18 protein-coding genes are annotated in these 17,591 nt (G+C 69.6%); 9 read left to right on the plus strand and 9 right to left on the minus strand.

Annotated elements, in window-relative coordinates; all coding sequences use genetic code 11:
- Positions 1-30 precede the first annotated feature (30 nt).
- Positions 31-1,569, plus strand: a complete 1,539-nt coding sequence (locus tag H7F38_RS26290) for an efflux RND transporter periplasmic adaptor subunit (RefSeq protein ID WP_305080135.1) — start codon at positions 31-33, stop codon at positions 1,567-1,569.
- On the opposite strand, the gene H7F38_RS16845 is transcribed toward H7F38_RS26290, so the two are convergent.
- Positions 1,570-2,259, minus strand: a complete 690-nt coding sequence (locus H7F38_RS16845; RefSeq protein WP_222618132.1) for an HAD family phosphatase — start codon at positions 2,257-2,259, stop codon at positions 1,570-1,572.
- Positions 2,260-2,496: 237 nt separating this feature from the next.
- On the opposite strand from H7F38_RS16845, the gene H7F38_RS16850 reads away from it, so the two are divergent.
- The 3 genes from H7F38_RS16850 to sigK all read left to right on the plus strand — a co-directional run bounded on the left by H7F38_RS16850 (position 2,497) and on the right by sigK (position 4,774).
- Positions 2,497-3,321, plus strand: a complete 825-nt coding sequence (locus H7F38_RS16850; protein ID WP_187094778.1) for a PAC2 family protein — start codon at positions 2,497-2,499, stop codon at positions 3,319-3,321.
- A gap of 104 nt (positions 3,322-3,425) precedes the next feature.
- Complete coding sequence (locus H7F38_RS16855; protein WP_187090916.1) at positions 3,426-4,007, plus strand: HdeD family acid-resistance protein; 582 nt, start codon at positions 3,426-3,428, stop codon at positions 4,005-4,007.
- Positions 4,008-4,231: 224 nt separating this feature from the next.
- A complete protein-coding gene (sigK, locus tag H7F38_RS16860) occupies positions 4,232-4,774 on the plus strand; it encodes an ECF RNA polymerase sigma factor SigK (RefSeq protein ID WP_255498031.1) in 543 nt (180 codons plus the stop codon).
- Positions 4,775-4,851: 77 nt separating this feature from the next.
- Here sigK and mshC read toward each other — a convergent pair whose 3' ends face one another.
- The 7 genes from mshC to H7F38_RS16895 form a co-directional block, all read right to left on the minus strand.
- Positions 4,852-6,096 carry a cysteine--1-D-myo-inosityl 2-amino-2-deoxy-alpha-D-glucopyranoside ligase gene (gene mshC / locus H7F38_RS16865; RefSeq protein ID WP_187090918.1) on the minus strand — a complete coding sequence of 415 codons (1,245 nt, stop codon included), beginning with the start codon at positions 6,094-6,096 and terminating at the stop codon, positions 4,852-4,854.
- 9 nt (positions 6,097-6,105) lie between these two features.
- A complete protein-coding gene (locus H7F38_RS16870; RefSeq protein WP_187090919.1) occupies positions 6,106-6,804 on the minus strand; it encodes a hypothetical protein in 699 nt (232 codons plus the stop codon).
- A gap of 76 nt (positions 6,805-6,880) precedes the next feature.
- Complete coding sequence (locus H7F38_RS16875) at positions 6,881-7,648, minus strand: SCO1664 family protein (RefSeq protein WP_187090920.1); 768 nt, start codon at positions 7,646-7,648, stop codon at positions 6,881-6,883.
- A 109-nt stretch (positions 7,649-7,757) separates the two neighbouring features.
- Complete coding sequence (locus H7F38_RS16880) at positions 7,758-8,321, minus strand: DUF3090 family protein (protein ID WP_187090921.1); 564 nt, start codon at positions 8,319-8,321, stop codon at positions 7,758-7,760.
- Between the two features lie 93 nt (positions 8,322-8,414).
- Positions 8,415-9,158, minus strand: coding sequence for a histidine phosphatase family protein (locus H7F38_RS16885; RefSeq protein WP_187090922.1), 744 nt, complete (start codon positions 9,156-9,158; stop codon positions 8,415-8,417).
- Complete coding sequence (locus H7F38_RS16890) at positions 9,155-10,009, minus strand: undecaprenyl-diphosphate phosphatase (RefSeq protein WP_187090923.1); 855 nt, start codon at positions 10,007-10,009, stop codon at positions 9,155-9,157. The genes H7F38_RS16885 and H7F38_RS16890 overlap by 4 nt, the downstream gene beginning before the upstream one ends.
- Positions 10,006-11,058, minus strand: coding sequence for an LLM class F420-dependent oxidoreductase (locus H7F38_RS16895; protein ID WP_187090924.1), 1,053 nt, complete (start codon positions 11,056-11,058; stop codon positions 10,006-10,008). The genes H7F38_RS16890 and H7F38_RS16895 overlap by 4 nt, the downstream gene beginning before the upstream one ends.
- Positions 11,059-11,173: 115 nt before the next feature.
- Between H7F38_RS16895 and H7F38_RS16900 the strand changes: the two genes are divergently transcribed.
- The 5 genes from H7F38_RS16900 (at position 11,174) to H7F38_RS16915 (ending at position 16,072) form a co-directional block, all read left to right on the plus strand.
- Positions 11,174-12,112, plus strand: coding sequence for an aldo/keto reductase (locus H7F38_RS16900; RefSeq protein ID WP_187090925.1), 939 nt, complete (start codon positions 11,174-11,176; stop codon positions 12,110-12,112).
- Between the two features lie 2 nt (positions 12,113-12,114).
- The gene (locus H7F38_RS16905; protein ID WP_255498032.1) at positions 12,115-14,181 is read left to right on the plus strand and encodes an AAA family ATPase; all 2,067 of its coding nucleotides are present in this window, start codon (positions 12,115-12,117) and stop codon (positions 14,179-14,181) included.
- Between the two features lie 422 nt (positions 14,182-14,603).
- The gene (locus H7F38_RS26710; protein ID WP_370531261.1) at positions 14,604-14,732 is read left to right on the plus strand and encodes a DUF5703 family protein; all 129 of its coding nucleotides are present in this window, start codon (positions 14,604-14,606) and stop codon (positions 14,730-14,732) included.
- A gap of 130 nt (positions 14,733-14,862) precedes the next feature.
- A complete protein-coding gene (locus tag H7F38_RS16910) occupies positions 14,863-15,645 on the plus strand; it encodes an SRPBCC domain-containing protein (RefSeq protein WP_222618135.1) in 783 nt (260 codons plus the stop codon).
- Positions 15,646-15,691: 46 nt separating this feature from the next.
- Positions 15,692-16,072, plus strand: a complete 381-nt coding sequence (locus H7F38_RS16915) for a VOC family protein (RefSeq protein WP_187090926.1) — start codon at positions 15,692-15,694, stop codon at positions 16,070-16,072.
- 114 nt (positions 16,073-16,186) lie between these two features.
- Here H7F38_RS16915 and H7F38_RS16920 read toward each other — a convergent pair whose 3' ends face one another.
- A complete protein-coding gene (locus H7F38_RS16920) occupies positions 16,187-17,530 on the minus strand; it encodes a M20/M25/M40 family metallo-hydrolase (RefSeq protein ID WP_187090927.1) in 1,344 nt (447 codons plus the stop codon).
- Positions 17,531-17,591 lie beyond the last annotated feature (61 nt).

Below are 17,591 nucleotides of genomic sequence, written 5' to 3' on the forward strand. Positions count from 1 at the left end.
GCGAGCAATGGAACGGGGGCGGTCTATGTGGTGATCACACCGTCGGTCCGGGCGGCGCTGGACGACGTGGTGTCCGGACATGGAAACGCCATCGTGGCCGCGAACGCCGCGTCGGTGGCGATCGCCGAGGCCACCGCCGACTACCGGACGAGACCCGGTGGTCCGCCCTCTTCTGGTTCAGCAACGTCATCTGGTTCAGCACCGTCGTCGGCACCGTCGTCGGCGCCCTCGTCAACGCGCTCTTCCTCGTCGGGCCAGGGCACGGCGCCCAGTGATCTCCTGAGTCGGTGCGACGCTCTGATCAGCGCCGTACTGACGAGCCAAACCCAGGTCCAGGCAGCACAACTGGCCCTGCAGAGTGCTCAGAGTGCCCTGCAGAAGACCTTGAGCGCGCAGGCCGGCAGCATTTCCGGATCCGGTGGTTCGGGTACCACCGGCGGTCGCACCGGCACCGGGGTCAGAACCGGCAACGCGGGTAGCACCGGCACCAGTGGCAACACCGGTACGCGCACGACGACCGGCAGCAAGGGCAGCGCCGGCACCGGGGCCACGACCGGCGGAACCGCCAGGTCGGCTACCTCGGGCAGCGGCAGCAAGACCGGAACGGGAAGCTCCGGCACCCAGTCCACCGCCGCATCCACCGGATCCTCGGGCACCCCCCGATCGGCCGGCACCGGCAGCACCGGCAGCACCGGCAGCACCGGCAGCACCGGCACCGGCACCGGCACCGGGTCCGGCAACACCAGTGCGAACGGCGGTACCGGCGCGAGCGGGGGCGGTCCCGGCGGTAGCAACGTCACCCCGAGAATCGCCACGGCCGCCGACATCGCAGCGGACCAGGCCCAGATCGATCTGGATCAGGCCAACATCGCGGTGGCCAGGCAGAGTCTGACGGGAGCCGTCCTGACCAGCCCGATCACCGGAGTCGTCGCCGCCGTCGCCATCAGCCGGGGCGATGCGGTGAAAGCCGATTCGACGAGCAGCATCATCACCATCCTCGGGCCGGGCCAGTACGAGGTCACCACCACGGTCGGCCTCTCGCTGATCGACCAGCTGAAGGTCGGAGACAAGGCGGTCGTGATGGTCAACGGCATCACCACCCCGCTGACCGGCACGGTCACGATGATCGGTGTGCTGAGCAGTTCCGCCAGTGCGGGCAGCACCACCTACCCGGTCACGGTCCTGCTGGACAAGAACCCCCAGACGCTCTACCAGGGGTCCGGGGCCTCGGTGGCCATCACCCTGAGCAAGGTCAGCAACGTGCTGACGGTGCCGACCTCAGCGGTGCATACGAGCGGCGCCCAACACACGGTGACGGTGCTGGACGCCGGGCAGACCAGGACCGTCGTCGTCCAGGAGGGGGCGGTGGGCACCGATCTGACCCAGATCACCTCTGGTCTGACCGCCGGTCAGGTCGTCGTGATCGCCGATCTCGACCAGGCCATCGCAACGACCACCAGCGCCACCAGCCGGGCCGGACTGGCCGGGCTCGGCGGCAACGCCAACACCGGCGCCGGCGGCTTCGGCGGAGCAGGGGGCGGTGGTGGAGCCCGGCGCGCCGGCGGCTGATCAGTCGGACAGGGCCCTGGAGGCCAGCAGGGCCGAGTGGATCTCGCCCAGGCGGGCGACGTCGACCCCGACCAGCGTGTCTGCGAACAGCAGACCGGGAGCGGCGGGCACCGGCATCTCCGACGCGACGACGAGAACGCCGATGCCCGCGGTGGCGGCCGAGCGCGAGCCGGTCGGGGAATCCTCGACGACCAGACAGGAGTCGGCGGAAAGGCCCAACAGGTCGAGGGCCTGCAGGTACGGCGCCGGATCCGGCTTGTTGGCGGACACCTCGTCGCCGCACACGACGACGTCGAAGGTGTTGTGCCCCAGCGTGTCCAGCGCGATCTCGACCAGATCCCGGTAGGTGGCGGTAACGAGCGCGGTGCGGAGACCGGCCGCCCGGACGGACTCCAGCAGCTCGCGTGCGCCGTCCTTGAAAGGCAGCCCGTGGCGGAAGATCTCCACCGTGCGGTCGGTGAGCATCTTCGCCGTCGTGGCCGGAGCGACGTCGACGCCGAGCTCGCGATGCAGCAGATCGATGGTGGCCCACATGTCCTGGCCGACCATCTTCTCCCTGGTCGGCAGGCTCAGCCGCCCGCCGTACTCGTCGGCGACCTGGTCGAGCGCGATGGTCCAGAGTCGTTCGGAATCGGTCAGCGTGCCGTCCATGTCGAACAGCACCGCCTGCATCCGGGCGGTGGTCGTCACGGACAGATCCTCGATCTCGACGTCGACGGAACGGGATTCGATGGGAACTCCTCGGTTGATCCGGTGCGGTGCGGGGGTCGGCGACCTCTCCAGCGTAACGGGGCCCATGGCGACCCGGAGCGGGTGCGAGAGGTGCCCCGCGCCGCCCACCCCGGCACCGGATCCGCTCGACGTAGGGTGAGCGGCGTGAGTGAAGCTTCAGATGATGCCCGAACCGGGGCGCTGCGAACCCCGGTGATGATCGCCGCCTTCGAGGGATGGAACGACGCGGGGGACGCTGCGACGTCCGCAGTCGAGCAACTCGGTCTGGCCTGGGATGCCTCTCCCCTGGCGGAACTGGACCCGGAGGGTTTCTACGACTTCCAGGTCAGTCGTCCGACCGTGCGGCTGATCGAGGGAGTCACCAGGACGATCGACTGGCCGACGACGAGTTTGTCCGTATGTCGCCTCCCCGCCTCCCCGCACGACGTCATCCTGGTGCACGGGATCGAGCCGAACTTCCGGTGGAAGGCTTTCTGCCAGGAGCTTCTCGACATCGCGTTGGCCTACGAGGTGAGCACCGTCATCACCCTCGGGGCGCTGCTGGCCGACGTTCCCCACACCCGGCCGGTCCAGGTGACCGGGTCGGCCCACGACGAGCCGACGGCCGAGCGCCTCGGCCTCACCAACTCCCGGTACGAGGGGCCGACGGGCATCTCCGGGGTCTTCCAGAACGCCTGCGTCCAGGTGGGGATCCCTTCCCTGTCGTTCTGGGCGTCGGTCCCCCACTACGTCTCGCAGGCACCGTCCCCCAAGGCCACCCTGGCGCTGCTGCACCGGGTGGAGGAGATCCTCGACATCGAGGTGCCCCTCGGTGGTCTGCCCGAGCAGGCGGACGAATGGGAGATCGAGGTCACCCAGATCGCCGCCGAGGACGAGGAGATCTCCGAGTACATCAAGGCCCTGGAGGAGCGCGACGAGGAGGACGAGCCGCTCAAGCCCGCCTCCGGCGAGTCCATCGCGGCCGAGTTCGAGCGCTACCTGCGGCGGCGTGGGCCCAAGCCCGGCGACTCTCGGCGCTAGTTCCGGAACCGGAAGGCGGTTCCGGGCGTTCCGTAGAGGCAGGCCGGACGCAGCCGACCGGCGGCCACCCGGAGCATCGGTGCCACCCACAGAGAGGCTCTGCCATGTCGAGTTCCTTCGGCACCAACCCGCTGGCGTCCAACCCGTTGGGCGGCGCGCGGCGGTTGAACCGCGCCTACAGCAGCGGCCACCTGCTGGTGCTGGGCGGGATCGACGTCGTGGCCGGTCTCATCGCGCTGGCCTGGCCGGGTGTCACCGTCCTGGTCCTGGCCCTGATCTTCGGCCTGATGCTCCTGATGGCCGGTCTGGTGGCCATCGGTATCGGCTCGGTCGTGCGTCGTGCCGGGGGTAGCCCGGCGGCCACCTGGGTGGTCGGCGGGGTCGCCGTCCTGGCCGGGCTGATCTGCATCTTCCATCCCGGAGCGGGAGTCTGGGCGATCGTGCTCGGTTGCTCGTTGTGGTTCCTGCTGACCGGTGTGGGCGACCTGCTGGTCGCGGCGGCCTCGCCGGCCCATCGGGTGTGGTTCGGCATCCTCGGCGTCGTGTCGATCGTTGCGGCGGTGGTGCTGCTGGTGCACCCTGGGGTGGCCATCGTCACCGTCGCGCTGGTGGCCGGTATCGCGTTCCTGGTCCGCGGTGCCGGTGAGCTAGCGCTCGGCTGGCGGCTGCGCAGTATCACCAGATGATCATCGCCCGTTCGGGTGGTTCGCCCCCCATCAGGTGGGCGGCTCGCCTCGTCTGCTCACCAGGAGTGGACAACTCGGTCACGGTCTGATGACTTTGAGTGGCGCGTTGGACACAGCGCGCGAATTTGAGACAGGATGGGTCTATGATTTCGCCACAATCCGCACAGACGGGTGCTGCGCTGCGGGTTGTCGGTCCCTCCTTCGTGGAAGGTTCGGCCGAGGAGATGACGCCTGAATCGTTGCTCCAACGGGTCAGTGGCGGAGATCAGCCCGCCTTCGCCGCCCTGTACGAGCGCTTCTCCCCCCGGGTCTTCGGATTGGCGAACCGGATCCTGCGCGATCCCAGCCAGGCCGAGGAGGTCGCCCAGGAGATCTTCCTGGAGATCTGGCAGCGTGCTTCACGATTCGACCGCACGCGCGGTACCGCCACCTCGTGGATCATGACGATCACCCACGGGCGCTCGGTCGATCGGGTCCGGCATTCGCAGGCGTCGCGGGCCCGCGACCTGAAGTCGACGGTCGAGAACTTCGACCGCGAGGTCGATACGGTGGCCGAGTCGGTGGTCCAGCACTCCGATGCGTCCGAGGTACGTGGATGCCTGGAGACCCTGACCCCCCTGCAACGGGAGTCGATCACCCTGGCCTACTTCGGCGGGCACACCCAGCGGGAGGTCGGCGAGATGCTCGGCACCGCCCTCCCGACCATCAAGACGCGGATGCGTGACGGCCTGATCCGGCTGCGGGACTGCATGGGCGTCCCGGCCTGACGATCGTCCGGGTTCGCTCGCGCGGTGCGCCTCAGTGCAGGTCGATGCCCAGCCTCAGTGCAGGTCGATGCCCAGCGTCAGTGCAGATTGACGCCCAGTAGGGCGTCCACCCCGGTGGCCACGAGGCCGCCGTCCAGGGACTCGTCGGCGGCCCAGCGATCCAGCAGGGCCAGCGCGTGCGGCGTGTCCAGATCGTCCGCGAGCGCGGCCCGCAGACTGGCCAGGACCTCCTCCGCCGGCGCTCCGGTACGCGCGGCGGCCGTCCGCCACGCGGCCAGGCGCACGACGGCCGTCTCGAGCAGTGCGGAGTCCCAGAAGCGGTCCTCGCGGTAGTGCCCGGCGAACAGGGCCAACCGGACGGCCATCGGGTCGACGCCGTCCTGTCGGAGCTTGGAGACGAACACCAGGTTTCCTCTGGATTTCGACATCTTCTCGCCGTCCAGGCCGATCATCCCGGCGTGCGTGTAGTGCTGCGCGAATCGGTCCGCTCCGGCCAGCACCTCCGCGTGGGCGGCCGAACACTCGTGGTGCGGGAAGATCAGGTCGCTGCCGCCGCCCTGCACGTCGATCGGGCGACCGGTGCTGAACACGCCCAGTCGGTTGCCGGCGATGGCGGCGCACTCGATGTGCCACCCGGCCCGGCCCGCCCCGAGCGGCGAGGGCCAGGAGGGCTCACCCGGACGGGCCATCCGCCACAGCACCGGATCGAGGTGGTGCTTCTTGCCGGAGCGGTCCGGGTCGCCTCCGCGTTCGGCGAACAACCTGTCCATGGTCGACTCGTCGTAGCGTGACTCGTAGCCGAAACGTCCGGAGGACTCGACGTCGAAGTACACGTCGGGGAACTCGTCGTCGGCCAACCGATAGGCCGCCCCGCTCTCCAACAACTCCTCCACGGCGGCGGAGACCTCGGACATGGCCTCGACCGCGCCGATGTAGTCCCGCGGGGGCAGCACCCGCAGGGCCGTCATGTCCTGACGGAACAGTTCGATCTGTTCCTCCGCGAGGTGCGACCAGTGGACGCCGTCGCGCTCGGCCCGCTCCAGCAGCGGGTCGTCGATGTCGGTGATGTTCTGCACGTAGTGCACCCGGTGGCCGAGGTCCAGCCAGTAGCGCTGCACCAGGTCGAAAGCGAGGTAGGTGGCGGCGTGACCGAGGTGGGTCGAGTCGTACGGGGTGATCCCGCAGACGTAGATGTTGGCCTCCGCACCCGGATCGGTCGGCCGGACGGTACCGGTCGAGGAGTCGAACAGACTCAGTCCGGGCCCGGTCGCAGCCGAGATCGCAGAGAGGGAGGGAACTGACGGAGAGGCCCAGGCACGCACCGGTCGAGTTTATCCAAGCACGGGGGTGTCCCCGGACCGCCCGGGCAGCACGTGCCGGTTCGCCTGCACGACGCGGCGCTGCCATCTGGCCAGCTGCGTCCCCCGGACCCGTTGCGGTGGTGAGGATTCGGCGAACATCAGGTTACCGCGGTCCCGGTGGTGCGGCAGGTTCATCGCGTGCCCCAGTTCGTGCGCGAGCACCGTCTCGTCGTAGCTGTGCCGGTCGCCCTCGTCGAACAGTGCCGCCTGCGTGATCACCCAGTCCGCCGAGATCCCGAGCGAACACCCGGTGGTGTGGCCGGCGATCCGGCGGACCACCACCACGGTGATCGGGGATCCCACGAGTGCGGCGGCCGGACCCGCGGACGGGTCGCCCAGGTGACGACGGTAGAACTCGGTGCGACCCAGCAGATCGTCCACCACGAGCCCGCGGTTGGCCCGCGGGTCGAGGGCCGCCGCCGGCGGGGGCTCGGTGACGGTACGGATGCCCACGACCCGCACCCGGACACCGGCCTCGGCGCGCAGCACCCGGTCGGCCGTCGCCAGGGCGGGCTGCACGCGCTCGGGCGTGCTCAGCGGTCGCCCGGCCTCGTCGGACAGGATCAACACCTGCACCCGGAGAATGCCGAGGTTCCGTTCGCGACCACTCAACGTGTCGAAGGCAGCCTCGCCGGCCCGGGCCGCCGCACTGGCCAGGTCGACCGTCATCCCGGCCGCTGTCCTGCCCAAGGTCCGTCCGAACCCGGTGAGTGGCACCATGAACCGCGTCATCGGCCGGTCACGGCTACAGCGGCGGCCACGGGATGGGCGTCCGTCCCCGTGGGGGCATCGGATAGATCGGGTACATCTCCAGGTAGTCGATCCGCTTGGCCAGTTCGTCGACCTCGCTGACGGTCAGGTACCCGTGCATGTCCTCGCGGAGGTCCCCGGTCATGCCCTTGGCCAGCCGGTGCAGGCCCTCCCGAACATCTTCCGGCAGCGGCGTCCCGGCCCAGCCCCACAGGATCGTGCGCAGTTTGTCGTCCGTGTGGAAGCACAGTCCGTGATCGACGCCCAGCACCCGACCGTCCTCGGAACGCAGGATGTGCGAGCCCTTGCGGTCGGCGTTGTTGACCACCACGTCGAATCCGGCCAGCAGTTGGAGTTTGGCGTCGTCGGCGTGGACCACCGCGACGTCGTCGCCACGGACGTCGACGGCGCGGAGCACCGGCAGCCATCCACCCGGGATGTCGTCCTCGGGGACCAGGTCGACCAGCTCGTCGGTGTCCCCCGGCTGCTCGATCCAGCACTGCACCATGCCCGACCCGTACGGACCGGCCCTCATGATCGTCAGCGGCACGCAGTCCCAGCGCGCGTACTCCGCGATGCGGCGGGCCGCCACCTCCCGATGGGCGAGCGTGCCGTCCGGGAAGTCCCACAGCGGCCGTTCTCCACGGATCGGCTTGTAGACGCACTCCATCGACAGCCCGTCGACGGAGGCAATGGCCCGCAGGGTCAGGTTCGAGGCGTCGGTGAGCCGGCCGGTGATCTCCAACGCTCCCTCCGTGAGCACGTGCCGGAGCTCGGCGTCGCGCGAGTCGGAACCGTGGGCCCCGTCGACGACGGGCTCGAACCCGGAAGCGTTGTCCCCGTGATGATCTGATGCGCGCTCAGGCGTCCGGTCAGCCGATGGCACCGCGGTGGTAGCCGTTCAGCCGCGGGCAGATGTGCCCTTCCGGATCGAGGGGGTTGGCGCACAACGGGCACGGCGGGCGTCCGGCGGACACCACGAGTTCGGCGCGGCGTGCGAAGTCCCGGGCCTCGGCCAGCGTGAGGAACACCCTGAGCGCGTCCGGACCGTCCTCACGATCCTCCAGGACGATGTCCTCGCCGACCTCCTCCTCGCTGAGGGCCAGCAGCTCGACGATCACCTGCGATTCCTCGCCGTCCCACGCCAGCCCCATGGTGCCGACCCGGAACTCGGCGTCGACCGGAGTCGTCAGGGCGAAGTCCTGCCCGGATCCGGATCCCGTCTGGGGCACCGAGACGTCGAACTGCTGGGCGACCTGCGTGATCAGGGAACCGAGCCGGTCGGCCAGCACCGCGACCTGCTGCTTCTCGCAGGCCACCGACAGGATGCGGCGACCGTCGGCGACCTGGACGAAGAATTCGCGTTCGCCGGGTTGCCCGATCGTTCCGGCGAGGAACCGGTCGGGTGAGCGGAAGACGTGGACCTGTCGTGTCATGGCATCCCCGAGCTTATGCCAACTGCCCGCGGGCAGGCTCGCGTCTGATTGGTCACCGCGCCCGCCGGCGGGCTCCGGACCAGCGGGGGTGGCTCATCCGGTGACGCCCCCCGGGACGGCATCGGAGCTGGTGTCGGGCCCGGCCTGGTGACGGCCGCCGGTGCCCGGCCCGGCCGCGACGGCGTCCGGGGCGGCGGCCGGTGCCGTTTCGGGTTTCGGCGCAGGGCGTAACGACCCGAGTTCGCCGGAATCGTTGACCCGTTCGACGAACGGTCGGAGAGGGGTGTAGCGGACGACCGACAACGAAGCGGGTGCGACGACGATCCGCTGGAAACCGTCCAGGTGCAGGCCCAGTGCGTCGGCCAGCACCGCCTTGATGACATCGCCGTGCGAGCACACCAGGATGACGGCGTCCGGCCCGAGCTCTGCACTCAGTTCGCGGATGGCGCCGACGGCCCGGACGCTGACCTCCGCCAGCCCTTCGCCACCGGGGAAAACCGCCGCGGACGGGTGCGACTGCACGGTCTGCCACAGCTTCTCGCCGCCGAGGTCCTTCAGTTCCCGGCCGGTCCATTCGCCGTAGTCGACCTCCGCGAGCCTCGGCTCGATCCGCACCGGGAGACCGGTGGCCGCCGCCAGCGGTGCGACCGTCTGCCGGCACCGTTCCATCGGCGAGCTGACCAGCGCGTCGATGGTGATGCCGTCGAGGCGTGCCGCCACCGCCTCGGCCTGTTCCAGGCCCTTGTCGTTGAGGAACACGTCCGGTGACCGACCGGCGAGGATGCCGGCCACGTTGGCCGTCGACTGACCATGACGAAGAAGAATGACCACACTCACCGGAGACCTCCTGCTGCCAACGTGATGATCAGCGCGACGCCGACCACCCATCGGTACCAGACGAAGGTGGTGATCTTGTGTCCGGAGACGAACTTGAGGAGCCATGCGACCGAGAAGTAGGCCACCACGAACGCCACCAGGGTGGCCACCAGGGTCGGTGCGAGGCCGACGTGCACCGGGTGCGGATGGTCGGCGGTCGGCACCTGGGTCTTGAGGGCCGACGGCAGTTCGAAGGCACCGGCCCCGATCAGCGCCGGAATGCCGAGCAGGAACGACAGCCGGGTGGCGGCCACCCGGTCGAGGCCGCGGATCAGGCCGATCGAGATGGTCGCGCCCGATCGGGAGACACCGGGGATCAGCGCCAGGCACTGGCCGAAACCGATCAGCAGGACATCGACCAGATTCAGGTCCTTCTCGGCACGGTTCTGCCGGGCGACGGCCTCGGCGTAGAGCATCACCACTCCCCACAGGATCAGCGCGAAGGCGACGATCCACAGGCTCCGCAGCTGGTTGGAGATGACGTGTCGCAGCGCGAAGCCGACGAGGGCGATGGGCAGCGACCCGATGATCACCAGCCAGGCCATCCGGTAGTCCGGGTTGCGGCGCCGGGCCTTGTCGAACAGTCCGCGTACCCAGGCGACCAGGAGCCGGGAGATGTCCGACCAGAAGTAGATGATGACGGCGACGATCGCGCCCACCTGGATGACGGCGGTGAACGCGGTGACGCCCGGATCGGTGATGTCGTAGCCGAGCATCCGGCTGACGATCGTCAGATGGCCGGTGGAGGACACTGGCAAGAATTCCGTCAGACCCTCGACGATGCCCAGGATGATGGCGGCGATCAAGGTCACGCGAGCACCCCGGCCGAGGTCGCCGCGGCGTGGATCGTGCGGAGCGCATGCACCCTTGACTCCTGGTCGGGAGCGGCCGGCGAGAGATTCACGGTGGTCACGCCGGTGGCGGCCAGTGCCGCGAGACGCTCGACGATCCGGTCCGGGCTGCCGATCAGGCTGGTCCGGTCGATGAACTCGAACGGGACGGCTGCCGCGGCGCCCTGGTAGTCGCGCGCCAGGAACTTCTCCTGCACCTGGTCGGCCTCGGCCTCGTAGCCCATGGCGGTGGCGATGCCGTGGTAGAAGTTGACCTTCTTGGATCCCATGCCACCGATGTACAGGGCCGCCCCGGGGCGCACCAGCAGGGCGGCCCGCTCCGGATCGTCGTCGATGGCGAGCGTGGTCTGGACCGAGATGTCGATGGCCGACGGGTCCCGGCCGGCCGCGGTGGCGGCCTCGTGGATGCGCTCGATCTGCCGCCCGCCGGTCTCCGGATCGAAGAAGATCGCCAGCCACCCGTCCGCGACCTCGCCGGTCAACGTCAGGTTCTTGGGCCCGACGGCCGCCAGGTAGAGCGGAATGCGGGGTCGTACCGGCTCGAAGGCCAGGACCAGGGACTTTCCCGGTCCGTCCGGCAGCGGGAGGGTGAAGTGGTCGCCACCGGCGGTCACCTTCCGGCGGGACAGCGCCTGCCGGACGATCTGGACGTACTCCCGGGTGCGGCCGACCGGGTCCTTGAAAGGCACGCCGTGCCAGCCCTCCGAGACCTGTGGGCCGGACACCCCGAGACCGAGCCGGAACCGGCCACCGGACAGGGCGTCCAGGGTGGCAGCCGTCATCGCCGTCATGGCCGGCGTGCGCCCCGGGATCTGCAGGACGGCGGAGCCGACGCCGATCCGCTCGGTGGTGGCGGCGATCGCGCCGAGCACGGTGGCGGCGTCCGATCCGTAGGCTTCGGCCACCCAGACCACGTCGTAGCCGATCTGGTCCGCCACCGCAGCGAGTTCCAGGTTGGCGTGCAGTTGCGCCGCCGAGGTGACGTAGCCGAGATTCAGTCCGAGTCGCATGGGCCAAGACGGTACCGGGCGGGGGTGACCGGTGAGGTCCGCCCGTGCCGACGGCCGGGTCCGCTGCGGTGTCGTGGGCCGGGATCACCCGCCCGCTGCCGCTAAGTTTGCAGCCATGGATTCTCGGCGGGTCGGTCGCAGCGGGCTGGAGGTGTCCCGGCTGGGCCTGGGCACCATGACGTGGGGCCGGGACACCGACGCCGACGACGCCGCCGCGCAGCTCGAGGCCTTCGTCGCCGCCGGCGGCACGCTGGTCGACACCTCAAACGTCTACGGCGACGGTGACGCGGAGTCGATCATCGGCACGCTGGTGCCGGACGTGATCCCCCGCTCCGACGTGGTGCTGGCCACCACCACCGTCGGGGTGGGCGGCGGTCGCGGGAAGCTGCTGGCCGCACTGGACGCCTCCCTGCGGCGGCTCGACACCGATCACGTCGACCTCTGGCAGGTGCACGGATTCGACCTGACGCTGCCGTTCGAGGAGACGTGCTCGGCCCTGCAGCGAGCGGTGGACTCCGGACGGGCCGCCTACATCGGGCTGTCCGGCCACGCCGGATGGCAGCTGGCCACGATGGCCACCTGGCTCCGCGGCGCCGGCTGCCCGGTGGTCTCCACCGAGGCCGAGTACTCCCTCGTCGAACGCGCGCCGGAGGAGTCCCTGCTGCCGGCCGCCGCCCTGCACGGCATCGGTCTGCTCGCCTGGGCCCCGCTCGGCCGCGGTGTGCTGACCGGCAAGTACCGGCACGGCACGCCCGCAGACTCGCGAGGCGCGTCGCCGCACTTCGCCCGGTACGTCGGCCGCCATCTCGGGCCGGACGCGGCGCGGATCGTCGAAGCCGTCGCGACGGCGGCCGAGGGTCTGGGCACCTCACCGCTGGCCGTCGCCTGCGCCTGGGTGCGCGACCGCCGGGGAGTCGCCAGCGCGATCGTCGGAGCCAGGGACAACGCCCAGTTGCTGGGGTCGCTGGCCGCCATCGAGATCACCCTGCCGGCCGAGATCCGTTCGGCGCTGGAAGATGTCAGCTCTGTGGACACCAGCGGCGATTCCGAGTAGCGGTGTCTGATCCCTCTCCGCGTCCGGTGCCCGGTGCCGGCCTCGACGTCTTCGCCGAATTCGCCGCGTCCGGCCTGTGGCCGGGTGTCGGCCAGGCGGTCGCGCAGTCGTTCGCCGGCGCCGGCATCACCTCCGCCTCCAAGGTGACGGTCGCCGCGCTGACGAGGATCGACAAGATGACGCCCAAGCGGGCCGACCGGATCTACACCTCGTGGATCGGCGCCGGGCAGGCCTATGCGGTCGCGCAGTTGCTGGTGCCGCAGGAGATCCCGGTCCGCTGGGCCGGGCGGCTGATGGAGGCACTGGGCGACAACGCGGCGGACCAGCTCGCCGAGGACCCCTGGCGACTGCTCGCGCTGCCCGACGCCACCGTGGCGCAGGCCGACCGCATCGCCCTGGCGCTCGATCCGGACGTGCAGCGGGGGGATCCGCGGCGGGGTCGCTCCCTGGTCGACTGGACGCTGGCCCGCTTCTCCCGTCAAGGCCATACCGCCGCGTCCGTCCAGCAGGTGGCAGATGCGCTGCGCCCCTTCGGCGTCGATGCCGCCGCCGCGATCCGGGCCGCCGTCGACGCCGACCTGGTGGCCACCGTCGTCGGTCCCGCGCACCCCGCCGCGCTTATCAACATCGACGGCGCTCACGAAGTCGTCGACTCTTGTCCCACCAGTCCCATTACGTCCAAGTTGATCAGCGCGGAGCCGTGGGTGGCCCGCAAGGTGCTGGCCCAGGCCGAGGACAGCATCGCCGAACACCTGCAGCGCCTGATGACGACGTCCCATTCCCTCGCCGGCGAGCGCGCCGTCAAGAACGTGGTCAAAGAACTGGACACGGTCCAGGCCGGTGCGGTGACACATGCTGCGACTCATGGGGTCTCGATCCTGACCGGAGGTCCCGGCACCGGCAAGAGCCGGACGATCGCCGCAGTCGTCGCCCTCTGCCACCGGGTGAGCGTCGACATCGCGCTGGCCGCACCGACAGGCCGGGCCGCCAAACGGCTGGAGGAACTTGCCGGCTCCCCCGCCTCCACCATCCACCGGCTGCTGGGTGCGCGCCGCGCGAACGGTGCGGTGGCAGCCGGTTTCGACCACGACGAGAGCAATCCGATCGAAGCCCAGCTGGTCGTCGTCGACGAGGCGTCGATGCTGGACGTCGAACTGGCCGCCGCCCTGCTCTCGGCGCTGAAGGACAAGACCCACCTCGTGATCGTGGGTGATCCCGCGCAGTTGCCGTCCATCGGGCCCGGCCGGGTGCTGGGAGACCTGATCGACAGCGGCGTCATCCCGGTCACCGAACTCAAGACCCTCTACCGGCAGACCGAAGGTGGCGCCATCGCCCGTCTGGCCACGGCGGTCCGTGAGGGCGAACTGGTGCCTGTCTCCGATCCGGATCACGAGGTGGTCATCGTTCCGGCCCGTGGCTCCGAGGACGGCGCCCGCCGGGTGGTGCAATTGGTCACCGATTCGATCCCGCGTGTGTTCGGGACGACACCGGACCAACTGCAGGTGGTGACGCCGGTGCACAAGGGCCCGGCCGGCACCCAGGCGCTGAACAAGGCGCTGAAGGCGGTGCTCAATCCGGGCCGAGGTGCCGTCCGCGGCTTCGACACCGGCGACCGGGTGGTGGCCACCGCCAATCATCTCGATGCCGAGCCGACCGGCTACGCCAACGGCGAGGTCGGCACTGTCGTCTCCACCGGCGACAATTCGATCCGGGTCGCCTTCACCACCGGAGAGTCCGACATCTCCGGGAAGTCGCTCGGCGACCTCCTGCACGGGTGGGCCATCACCGTCCACCGCGCGCAGGGATCGGAGTGGGAGGCGGTCGTCGCCGTGATGCCGCCGGAGGCCGGCTCGATGTTGTCCCGTCCTCTCATCTACACAGCGCTGACCAGGGCCAGGCGGCACCTGTCGATCATCCACGCCGCCGGTCCGATGCTGGCGCGGGCCGTCAGGTCCATCGGGGCCGAACCGCGCCGTACCCGTCTCGAGTCACTCCTCCGTGCTGGACCCGGCGATGCCGCGGCCGACGACCCAGGGGACGAACCGGAGGACTTGGCGGGCCTGGTCTGACGATCGCGGACGGGTGTGACTTTGCCGGCCTGCTGCGACGTCTACTCCCCGGCTGGCCAGAACAGGCTCGCTGGTAGCACCCCCGCGTACTCGTCTCACCGGCCGCCGACTCGTCTGATGCTTGAGCGTCATACCGGCGCGTACGCAGTCAGACGAGAGGGCCCCCTGACGAGACGGCGCGCGGACCCGGCGCCAGGTGTGGCACCCCCACCCGCCGGGCATGCCGGGGATAATGAGCTGCAAGACGGGCCGGCGTCAGGGCAGCCCACCGAACATGGAGGTGATCGGCCATCGAATCGGCCCCCTATCCACGACGTACGCCACGCTGGGCCAGCTATCCCACGTCCGAGGAGGCGAACGCCGACTTCGAATACCAGGGTCTGCGGATCGACCCGAACACCAGCCGTTCGGCCGCCGCGACGATGCTCTCCCTCCGCGCCGAATTCGCCGGGTGGGAGCTCGACCGTGTGCTCCGGTTCGAGGACGGCAGCCGCCGGGTGTGGATGCGGCGCAAGCGATCCGCCGGGCTACTCCCCGATCTGACCCCCTGAGCACGGTGCGGGGCCGATCTACTCGACGTCCTGTCCAAGCCGGACACGCTTCCCGACCCGAGATCCCTTCGCCGTCACGGAGTGAAGGATGCGCCGGCCCGCAGACGCCTCCCCCTTGACAGGAAACCAAATGGTTTCCTATTCTGACGTCGTGGAACCGGTCTTCAGAGCGATTGCCGACCCGACGCGACGAGAACTCCTCGACGAGCTGTTCCGCGACGACGGCCAGACTCTGGGCGCATTGGCGGGCCGGTTCGCCATGACCCGGGTGGCAGTGGCCAAGCACCTGCATCTGCTGGAGGTCGCCGGCCTGGTCACCACCCGGCGGCGGGGGCGGGAGAAGTTGCACTACCTCAACCCGGTGCCGATCCGACTTGTCCACGACCGCTGGGTGAGCAAGTACACCGAGGGCTGGGCCGCCGGCCTGGCCGACCTCAAACGCGACCTGGAGGTCAGCGTGGAGAAGGTATTCGAGATCTACATCCGCACCACCCCCGAACGTCTCTGGCATGCGATCACCGATTCGGAGGTGCGGAGCCGGTACCAGTTCGGCGCGCGCGTCGAATCCGACTGGACGTCCGGGTCGGCCTACCGGGTGCAGCACGGCGCCGCGCCGGGCGTTCTGATCGAGGGTGAGAACCTCGAGGTCGACCCACCACACCGGCTGGTGCAGACCTACCACGCGGTGTGGGACGACGACATCGCCGCCGAAGGCACCAGCCGGGTGACGTGGGAGATCGAACCGGTAGGCGACTCCTGCCGGCTCACCGTCACCCACGACCAGCTCGGCGAGACCGCCGACCCGCATCTGTACGGCGGCTGGCCGATGATCCTCTCCGGCGTCAAGACCTGGCTCGAGACGGGTCAGGAACTCACCACTCCCGGCTCCCTCATGTTCGGGGGCCCGGCATGAGCCGCCTCGACCGATCGTCGATCGCGACCCCACGAAGGACGACCAGATGACCGCCGCCCCGAGGTTGATCACCGGCGTCCGTACCGTCAGCATTCCGGTCGACGACCAGGAGGCTGCGCTGCGGTTCTACGTCGACGCGCTCGGCTTCACCGTCCGGCGTGACAATCCCACCCCGAACGGCGGGCGCTGGATCGAACTTGCCCCTGGCGGCGACGAGGTCGTCGTAACGCTGGAGCCGGCAGCGCCGGGCGTCACCCGTGGAGCCATCGGCATCCGTTTCACCACCGACGATGCCGAGAAGGCACAGGCCGCGCTCGCGGCGACCGGGGTCGATACCGACGAAATCCTCCGCTGGCCGGGCGTACCCGCCATGTTCGGTTTCCGCGATCCGGACGGCAACGCCTTCTCCATCTCCGAAACCGGATAGCCGGCACCGCTCGCCGATCCGCGTCGGAATGGGTCTCCGACTCGGAAGGCACCATGCCGTGGTCTGGACCGCGACGACAGCGCCGGTCGGCCACGTCGTCGCCGGTTCCTGGTGTCAGCAGGTCCGCAGCAGGCGGTCCAGGACCCGGGTGCCGAATTTCAGCGACTCCACGGGAACGCGCTCGTCGACGCCGTGGAACAGGGCGGCGAAGTCCAGTTCGGGCGGCAGCCGCAACGGCGAGAAACCGTAGCCGGCAATGCCCAACCGCGCGAACGCCTTGTTGTCGGTGCCCCCGGACAGCATGTACGGAACCGCAACCGCCCCAACGTCTTCCGAGATCAGTGCGGCTTTCATCGCCTCCACCAGCGGGCCCGAGAACGGAACCTCCAGGGGCGGCTGCCAGGTCCAGGTGATTTCGATGCCGTCGCCCACGATCTCGGCGATCTGTTCCTGGAAGTGGTCCTCGGATCCGGGCAGCACCCGACAGTCGACGGTCGCCTCGGCCGTGGAGGGAATGACGTTGGCCTTGTAGCCGGCCTTGAGCATCGTCGGCGTGGCCGTGTTGCGCAGCGTTGCATTGACGATCCGCGACACCGGGCCGATCTTCGCGATCGAGCCGGCCAGGTCGTCGTCCGGGAACTCCATCCCGGTCAGCTCGGTCATCTTCTCCAGAAAGCTCCGCACGGTCGCCGTCATCGTCAGTGGGAATTGGTGACTCCCCAGCCGGGAGACCGCATTGGCGATCCGGGTGACGGCATTGTCGTCGTTCATCATCGAGCCGTGACCGGCCCGCCCGGTGGCCTTGAGATGAGCCCAGGCGACGCCCTTCTCGGCCGCCGCGACCAGGTAGGCCCGTCGGGCGTCGTCCAGTGTGATGGAGAAGCCACCGACCTCGGAAATGGCTTCGGTGGCGTCGGCGAAGAGTTCTGGGTAGAAATCAACGAGCCATTGCGCGCCCCAGCTGCCGCCGGCCTCCTCGTCGGACACGAAGGCGAAGATGATGTCGCGCGGCGGCACGTATCCGTTCGACTTGAACTCCCGCGCAACGGCGAGTGTCATCGCGACCATGTCCTTCATGTCGACGGCGCCACGTCCCCAGACGTAGCCGTCCTGGACGGCACCGGAGAACGGATCGACGGTCCACTCGGAGGCGTCCGCCGGGACGACGTCGACGTGGCCGTGGATCAGCAGCGACCCGCGCGTCCGATCCGCCCCCTCGAGACGGCAGATCACATTTCCGCGACCGGGTGCGGACTCGATGTAGGTGGTCTCGTAGCCGACCTCCCTCAGCTTGTGCTCGATGTAGCGAGCGGCTTGCGCCTCGCCGTCACCGATGGTGTCCGGGTCGCCGGTGTTCACCGACTCGAACCGGATCAGCTCGCTGCAGAACTGGACCACCTCGTCCTCGGCTCTGGTGCGCAGAACGGCCGGGCTCTCGGGTGACTCGATGTCAGGCATGCTGCTTTCCTACCATCGTCGGTGGACGGCCGTGTCGCCCGCGTCGGAGATGGCCGTTCCG

Source organism: Nakamurella sp. PAMC28650, assembly GCF_014303395.1.
GTDB lineage: Bacteria > Actinomycetota > Actinomycetes > Mycobacteriales > Nakamurellaceae > Nakamurella.